Below are 3,391 nucleotides of genomic sequence, written 5' to 3'. Positions count from 1 at the left end.
GGCCGGTTTCCATACTACCACGTTGCCGCACATGGCGGCGGAGGTGGGCAGGTTGCCGCCGATGGCGGAGAAGTTGAAAGGCGTTACCGCGAGCACGAAGCCTTCGAGCGGACGGTACTCCAGCCTGTTATGAACGCCGGGCGAGCTGATAGGCTGCTGGCGGTAGATTTCGGAGAGGAAATGCACGTTGAAGCGGAGGAAGTCAATCAGCTCGCAGGCAGAGTCGATTTCCGCCTGGTAGGCGTTCTTGCTCTGGCCCAGCATGGTAGCGGCGTTGGTATGCGCGCGGTACTTGGTGGCCAGGAGCTCTGCTGCTTTCAGGAAGATGGCGGCGCGCTGTTCCCAGGGCGTGTCGGCCCATTGCTGGCGCGCTGCAAGCGCAGCGGAGATCGCTTCTTTTACATGGCTGGCGTCTCCCGCGTGGAAGTGCCCCAGTTTATGCTTGATTTCGTGCGGGGGACGGATATCCACCGTTTTGCCGGTACGAACTTCCTTGCCGCCGATGTACATGGGAATGTCCATCTCAACGGCCTTGAAGGCGGCCAGCTGTTTTTTCAATGCTGCTTTCTCAGGGGTGCCGGGACCGTAAGAGAGAACCGGCTCGTTGGTTGGTGCTGCAAAGTCAAAATAAGCATTGTGCATGGCTTAGATTGTTGTTTCGGTTATCAATATTGTTCACTTCAGGCCTGGTGTCAGCCATTTTCGTCTTCTTTCTGCATCATCAGGTACGCCTTGATGAAACCGTCCAGCTCTCCGTCCATGACCGGGCCTACGTTGCCGACTTCGAAATCGGTGCGGTGGTCTTTGATCATTTTATAAGGATGGAAAACGTACGACCGGATCTGCGAGCCCCACTCGATTTTGCGCTTGTTGGCGTTGGTGGCGTTCTTCAGTTCCTCCCTGCGGCGGATCTCCTCTTCGTACAGGCGGGATTTCAGCATGGTGAGCGCCTTTTCACGGTTCTCGCCCTGCGTACGGGCCTGCTGGCATTCGATGATGATGCCCGAAGGGATGTGTTTCAGCCGCACGGCGGTTTCCACTTTGTTCACGTTCTGACCGCCCTTACCACCGGAACGGTAGAATTCCCATTCCAGGTCGGCCGGGTTCACGGTCACTTCAATCGTATCGTCGACCAGCGGGTATACGAACACGGAAGCGAACGAAGTGTGGCGCCTTGCGTTGGAGTCGAACGGCGAAATGCGCACCAGGCGGTGCACGCCGCTTTCGGCTTTGAGGAGGCCGTAGGCAAAGTCCCCGTCGAACTCGAGGGTGGCGGATTTGATACCCGCACCGTCGCCGTACTGCACGTCGATCTCGCTGACTTTCCAGCCCTGCTTCTCGCCGTACATCCGGTACATCCGCAATAACATCTCGGCCCAGTCCTGGCTTTCGGTACCGCCCGCTCCCGAATTGATCGTGAGCACGGCCGGCATCTCGTCTTCCGGCTGGTTCAGGGTGGATTTGAATTCCAGCTCGTCCAGCGCCTGGAGGGCGGCGGCATACGCCTGGTTCACTTCCTCTTCCGTAGCCTCTCCCTCCTTCTGGAAGTCGAGCAATACGGCGCAGTCCTCGATCGACGATTTAACGCCGTCGTGGAGATCTACCCAAAACTTGTTAACCTTGATTTCCTTGAGGATGGCGGTCGCCCTTTCGTTGTCGTCCCAGAATCCGGGAGCAAGGGTCATTTGCTTATCATTTTCGATTTTGTCTATACGGTCCTGGACGTTAAAGAAAACCTCCCAGGACGTACAAACGGTCCCTCATATGTTTCAGTTGCTCTGTTGTCATAAGTCCGCAAAGATAAATTATTATTAACGAAATACGAAAAGGGAATTCGATGACTAACCAATTCATTTTTAATATGTAAATTCAGGTTGGAAAGATTTTTGCGCGAGAATGTCATCAAATGAAACCCGTATGGAAACCCGCATGAGCATACCACATTTCCGGCAGCAGGCTTTTTTCAACCTGATAGCGCTTTTGGTGGTTGTCGGCGTCAACGTGATGGCGAATACCGCCACGCTGAACGGCCGCACTACCGGCGAAGTATCGGACATGTACCCGAACCTGTTCACCCCTGCCGGCATCACTTTCAGTATCTGGAGCGTCATTTACCTGGGGCTTCTGGCTTTCGCCGGTTACCAGCTCTGGCTGGCCTTCGCACCCGGCCGCGAAGGGGAACTGACTGCGATGATGGTGCGCCTGGGGCCGTGGTTCCTGCTCAACTGCCTGGGCAACGCCTGCTGGCTCTTCGCATGGCATTATGACCTGATCGGCGTTTCGCTCGCCCTCATGATTTTTATCCTCTACACCCTCGTCCGCATCCACGCCCGGTTCCGGATCGCCGATCCCAAAGCCCCCCTGGCCGAAAAAGCCTTCATCTTCTTCCCGTTCGGCGTGTATTTCGGATGGATCACCATCGCCCTGTTCGCCAACCTCACCATCTGGGGCCTTGCCATGGGATGGAGCGCATACGGCGTGGGCGGCGTCTACTGGACCGTCCTCTGCATGATCCTCGGCACCCTCGCCGCCCTCCTCATGATTTTCCGCTTCAATAATATCTGGTACGGCCTCACGGGCATCTGGGCCTTCTATGGCATCATCCTCAAGCGCGACGCCGTCGCCAGCCCCGACTCCCCTCCCATCGTAGCCGCCGGCACCATCATCATGGCCATCCTCGCGTTGTCGATCCTCATGCAACTGTTGCGAAAACGGACGCTCGTCTGATAAAACCTGCACAACTATCAATCCCGATGTGTATTTTTGACGCATTGAAAATTTAAAGCCCATATCATGTTTCCATCCGTACAGCCCGACGCTACTGAAGCCTGGCAAGATCTGCTCGCCCATGCAGGAATGATGGGCATCACCCAGATGCGCGACCTCTTCGCCGAAGACCCCGACCGTTTCCGGAAGTTCTCGCTGCGGCTGGACGACATCCTGTTCGACTACTCCAAAAACATCATAACCGAAGGCACCATGCAGCTGCTGCAGGATCTCGCCCGCGAATGCCGGGTCGAAGAAGCCCGCAAAGCCATGTTCGCCGGCGAAAAGATCAACGCCACCGAAGGCCGCGCCGTACTCCATACCGCACTCCGCAACCTCTCCGGCTCGCCCGTACTGCTCGACGGTAAAGACGTGATGCCCGAAGTAAATGCAGTGCTCGCTCAGATGGAAGACTGCTGCAACCGCATTCATGCCGGCGCCTGGAAAGGCTTCTCCGGCAAGAAGATCAAATACATCGTCAATATCGGCATCGGCGGCTCCGACCTGGGCCCCGTGATGGTGACCGAAGCCCTGAAACCCTACTGGGTGGAAGGCATCCAGCCATATTTCGTGTCGAATGTCGACGGTACCCACATCGTGGAAACCCTCAAGAAGGTAAGCGCCG

Annotated in this window: 3 protein-coding genes and 1 pseudogene; 2 read left to right on the top strand and 2 right to left on the bottom strand. The window is 56.5% G+C overall.

Annotation, left to right across the window (positions count from 1 at the left end; all coding sequences use genetic code 11):
• Positions 1 to 642 (bottom strand): aldehyde dehydrogenase family protein (locus Q0510_RS21350; protein WP_298716142.1); only part of this gene is annotated, 642 nt, incomplete at its 3' end.
• 50 nt (positions 643 to 692) lie between these two features.
• Positions 693 to 1,788, bottom strand: a protein-coding gene (gene prfB / locus Q0510_RS21345; protein WP_298716140.1) for a peptide chain release factor 2 whose coding sequence is annotated in 2 segments (ribosomal slippage) — positions 693 to 1,727 and positions 1,729 to 1,788 — 1,095 coding nt in all. Because the reading frame shifts where the segments join, the coding sequence is not laid out codon by codon here.
• Positions 1,789 to 1,917: 129 nt separating this feature from the next.
• On the opposite strand from prfB, the gene Q0510_RS21340 reads away from it, so the two are divergent.
• Positions 1,918 to 2,727 carry a hypothetical protein gene (locus tag Q0510_RS21340; RefSeq protein WP_298716138.1) on the top strand — a complete coding sequence of 270 codons (810 nt, stop codon included), beginning with the start codon at positions 1,918 to 1,920 and terminating at the stop codon, positions 2,725 to 2,727.
• Between the two features lie 66 nt (positions 2,728 to 2,793).
• Positions 2,794 to 3,391: pseudogene (gene pgi, locus Q0510_RS21335) on the top strand (glucose-6-phosphate isomerase); the annotation flags it as partial.

Origin of the sequence: uncultured Chitinophaga sp. (genome assembly GCF_937874145.1) — a bacterium.
GTDB lineage: Bacteria > Bacteroidota > Bacteroidia > Chitinophagales > Chitinophagaceae > Chitinophaga.
This window is presented reverse-complemented; position numbering and strand designations above follow the sequence as displayed.

Excerpts from the sequence above, each read along its gene's own strand:
- Q0510_RS21340 (WP_298716138.1), top strand. The coding sequence starts at position 1,918 with ATGGAAACCCGCATGAGCATACCACATTTCCGGCAGCAGGCTTTTTTC.